Origin of the sequence: Petrotoga sp. 9PW.55.5.1, assembly GCF_003265365.1 — a bacterium.
Classification (GTDB): Bacteria; Thermotogota; Thermotogae; order Petrotogales; family Petrotogaceae; genus Petrotoga.
In genome coordinates this window covers 1-3,588 of sequence record NZ_AUPM01000020.1, presented here as the reverse complement: position 1 = coordinate 3,588, position 3,588 = coordinate 1, and the positions used below count along the sequence as shown (strand labels likewise).

At 33.6% G+C, this 3,588-nt stretch carries 3 protein-coding genes and 1 pseudogene; 1 reads left to right on the top strand and 3 read right to left on the bottom strand.

Annotated features, from left to right (window positions below; genetic code table 11):
* Nucleotides 1-82: 82 nt before the first annotated feature.
* Together PW5551_RS03635 and PW5551_RS03630 are read right to left on the bottom strand one after the other, a co-directional pair.
* Nucleotides 83-1,342, bottom strand: a complete 1,260-nt coding sequence (locus PW5551_RS03635; protein WP_113074454.1) for a sigma-70 family RNA polymerase sigma factor — start codon at nucleotides 1,340-1,342, stop codon at nucleotides 83-85.
* A 145-nt stretch (nucleotides 1,343-1,487) separates the two neighbouring features.
* The gene (locus PW5551_RS03630; RefSeq protein ID WP_113074453.1) at nucleotides 1,488-2,141 is read right to left on the bottom strand and encodes a histidinol phosphate phosphatase domain-containing protein; all 654 of its coding nucleotides are present in this window, start codon (nucleotides 2,139-2,141) and stop codon (nucleotides 1,488-1,490) included.
* A 326-nt stretch (nucleotides 2,142-2,467) separates the two neighbouring features.
* Between PW5551_RS03630 and PW5551_RS03625 the strand changes: the two genes are divergently transcribed.
* Nucleotides 2,468-2,974 (top strand): gamma carbonic anhydrase family protein, encoded by a 507-nt coding sequence (locus tag PW5551_RS03625; RefSeq protein WP_113074452.1) that lies wholly within the window; start codon nucleotides 2,468-2,470, stop codon nucleotides 2,972-2,974.
* A 267-nt stretch (nucleotides 2,975-3,241) separates the two neighbouring features.
* Here the strand turns inward: PW5551_RS03625 and PW5551_RS10280 are convergent.
* Nucleotides 3,242-3,588, bottom strand: a pseudogene (locus PW5551_RS10280) (hypothetical protein); the annotation flags it as partial.

Below are 3,588 nucleotides of genomic sequence, written 5' to 3'. Positions count from 1 at the left end.
TTCGAGGAAGGGGAATAGAACCGACTACCCCGTCTGCAGCACAAAACGCTGCATCCACTCCTTCGAGGAAGGGGAATTGTCTTTAATTCTCGACTATTTCTTTTAATTGAGCTACCCTATTCGGATGTCTAAGTTTCCTTAGTGCCTTTGTCTCTATCTGTCTTATCCTTTCTCTTGTAACGTTGAAGAACTGGCCAACTTCTTCAAGAGTTTTTTGCTTGCCATCCAAAAAACCATATCTCATTTTTAAAACTAAAGCTTCTTTATCGCTCAATGTATCTAAGACTTCTTCAATTCTATCTTTTAAGATCATTTTTTGAGCTTCTTCTTCAGGGGTAGATTCGTCTGTACTAATAAAATCACCCGTTTCTGACTCTTCGTCATCTCCGTTGTTACTAGATATTGGAGAGTTTAAAGAAAGAACATCTTTGGCACTTATTAATATTTCATTTATTTTTTCCTCGGGTTTGTCCATTATTACAGCTAGTTCTTTTGATGATGGATAATCACCATTATCTTGCAAGTAATCTCTAATTACTTTGTTCATTCGGTTGATTGTTTCAACTAAGTGAACGGGGATTCTTATCGTTCTTGCTTGATCTGCTATAGCCCTTGTTATTGCCTGCCTTATCCACCATGTTGCATAGGTTGAGAATTTAAAGCCTTTTTTCCAATCGAATTTATCAACTGCCTTTATCAAACCGATATTTCCCTCTTGGATTAAATCCAAAAAGGTTAATCCTCTACCCGTATATCTTTTTGCTATACTTATAACTAATCTCAAGTTTGCCTTGATCAATTCATCTCTTGCTTTTTGATCGCCTTTTTGTGCCTTTCTAGCAAGCTGTCTTTCTCTCGAAGGGCTTAAAAGTTCCACCTTACTTATTTCTTTTAAATATATTTTTATGGGATCTCCCAAAGATATATTATCGTACATTTTAAGTTCGACATCAGTAAATAACTCTTCTATTTCTTCATGTTCATACTCTAGTTCGTTAAAGGTATCCTTTTCTTCTTCATTTTCCTCATCATCTCCAACAATTTGAATTCCAAGAGATTCTAACGCTTCATATATCTTTTCGATATAATCGCTATCTATTTCTTCAGCAATTTCAGTAGGTATCGCACTGTCTATGTCAGCATAGGTTAATCTATTGTTCTTGCTTTTTGCCTTGTTGGTTAGAATTTTAATCATTGAATCTACAGGTTTAATACCTTTTTTAGCCTTTTTTACTTTGACTTTTACTGTTTCACCATCTTTTTCAGAATTCTCAAAGTCTATATTTTCAATCCTTTTCAGAATTTTTTCTTGTTCACTTTTAGAAATTTTTTTAGAAGCCATTTTTTCCCCTCCTTTCAGAAAGAAACACCATCCGGAAAATCTCAAACATCCAGAAGCAAGACTATTTATTTAGACACATATAATACCAAATAGTTCATAAAATGCGTGGAAGTATAAAAAGATTTGGTAAAAGTTATTTTAAAAGTCATAGTAAAGAACGGGGATTCTCTAATATAATCTTTTTTGATTCTTCTAAAGATGCTCCAGATGCCATGGCAACTTTTAAAGCAAAATCATAATTTAAAAAGTCATCCGGCCCATGAGCATCACTGTTAACTATCAACTTAGCTCCGTATTTTTGAGCTAACTTTCTCACATGACCATTTGATAAGCAATGTCCTTTTCTTGCACTTAATTCTAAAAATGTTCCATTATTCGCTGCAAGCTTTACTTCTTCATCTCTTATTAAACCAGGATGAGCCAAAATATCAACATGTTCTGATATAATTGAATAGTAATTTGTTCCTTTAAAAACTGGTTCAACAATCGTTTCACCATGAACAATTACTACCTTTGCACCGTTATCTTTGGCATGCTTTGCAAGTTCATCTATTAAATCAGGTGGAACGTGGGTAATTTCAACAGCAGCAATTATTTTTATATCTTCAAAAAGAGTTTGCTCTTTTTCGATGAAATTGTTCAAACTTCTTAACACAAAATCAATATTTGATTCATCAACATGGTCAGAAATTCCTATAACTTTATACCCGTGAATCTGGGCGTGTCTTATTTGTTCACTACAAATTAATTCCCCATCACTAAGCAGGGTATGGGTATGAAAATCAAATATTCTGTTCAAAAAATATCTCCTCCGAATTCATCTGCTTAATAAAAGTATACAAATATTTTACTATAATATATTTAACGGTAACTCATATATCTTGAACTTTAACATATTCTGTATTATAATGTAAATAGAGAAAAAAGAAAGATCCCCCTATCCCCCTGAGATAAACCCAGACATTCTTGCCGGATCCGTTTTTGGATCCGGTTTTTTTATGCTTTTTTTATTTTTCTAGTATAATAGATTATATCATAAAAATTATCCGAGCGTTTAGTTTTAATTTTTCTTCTAGTTATAGTCAGTTTATAGTCAGTGAAATATTTAAAAAAAGGAGGAGTTAGATGCTTTTAGAATTCAATGGAAAGAAACCTTTTATTGAAGAAGATGTCTTTTTAGCACAGGGTAGCCAAATAATTGGAGAGGTTAAGATAGGGAAGGGATCAAGTATCTGGTTCAATGCGTCTTTAAGAGCAGATATGGGGCCCATAGTAATAGGTCAGTATACCAACGTTCAGGATAACTCAGTTGTTCATATCGATACGAACTTCCCAACTATAATTGGAAACAACGTTACCATCGGGCATAATGCTATTATACATGGTTGTGAGATATCAGACAACTGCCTAATAGGTATGGGAGCAATAATATTAAATGGTGCAAAGATTGGAGAGGGTTCTTTGATTGGGGCAGGAAGCTTGATTACTGAAAACAAAGTTATTCCTCCAAGGAGCTTGGTAGTTGGAGTTCCTGGGAAGGTCTTAAGGCAAATTAGCGATGAAGAGTTTGAGAAAATAAAAAACTCAGCTAGAGAATATTATAAGCTAGCATCAAGATATAATTCAAAATAAAATGTCCCCAAAATTGAACTGCCCCATTTCCCCTACCTCGAAGGGGTGGATGCAGCGTTTTGTGCTGCAGACGGGGTAGTCTCTCTTTAATTTGCTTTTAGCAAATTGAAAATTTAGTTCAAAAGCAACTACCCCGTCTGTGACAAAAAGCGTCACAGCCACCCCTTCAAAAAGGGGAATAAAAATCAACAAACCTCTCAAGAGGGGAATTAAAGCCAAATCTTTTGCAAGAGGTAAATTAATATTTATTTAGTAAGTTTTATACTTTTATTTCAGAATTTCTTTTAGTTCGTCTATGGTTATTTTCAAAATATTTTTCTTTATCTTATTAATCTCTTCTTCGCTTGCTTTCTTTATTTTTTCTTCTAACTCTTTATCGAATTCTTCTCCAAATCTTTGATTTAGTATTTCTAATACTAATTCTTTCCTTTCTTCCAGTTTACCTTCTTCTTTGCCTTTTTCGATACCTTCTTCTCTCAACTTTTCAGCTATTGACATTATCAATTCACCCCTTTCAACTGATTCTTCTTTTGCTATTTTTTCCATTTCTTCTATCTCAATGTCATCTTTTGTTTCCAATAAGTATTTTAAACACATCTCAAATACTTCATCCG